Raw genomic sequence first — 303 nt, 5'->3', positions numbered from 1 at the left:
TGACGAATACGCTGGGCGCCCAGCTGGCACACCAGTACGATGCGTTCGGCAACCTGATCCAGACCCGCGATGCGATGCAGAACGTCATCAGCGTGAAATACGATATCCGCGGGCGCAAGAAGGAAATGGTCGATCCGGATACGGGCTGGTGGCAGTACGACTACAACGCGCTGGGTGAACTGGTATGGCAGCAAAGCCCGAACCAGCGCGCGCTGAATCAAGCCACGACCCTGGAATACGATCTGCTGGGGCGCCTCATCAACCGTTCCGAGCCGGAATACGCCAGCTACTGGCGCTATGACC

The 303-nt window shown here is 59.7% G+C and carries 1 protein-coding gene; it reads left to right on the top strand.

Annotation, left to right across the window (positions count from 1 at the left end):
• Nucleotides 1–303: RHS repeat domain-containing protein (locus GYK42_RS28955; RefSeq protein ID WP_166450294.1), on the top strand; the 303-nt coding region annotated here is incomplete at both ends.

The organism is Janthinobacterium lividum, from assembly GCF_011601275.1.
In the GTDB taxonomy this organism is placed as follows: domain Bacteria; phylum Pseudomonadota; class Gammaproteobacteria; order Burkholderiales; family Burkholderiaceae_D; genus Janthinobacterium; species Janthinobacterium lividum_E.
The sequence above is the reverse complement of the archived record's forward strand: the minus strand, read 5'-3'. Positions and strand labels throughout refer to the sequence as shown.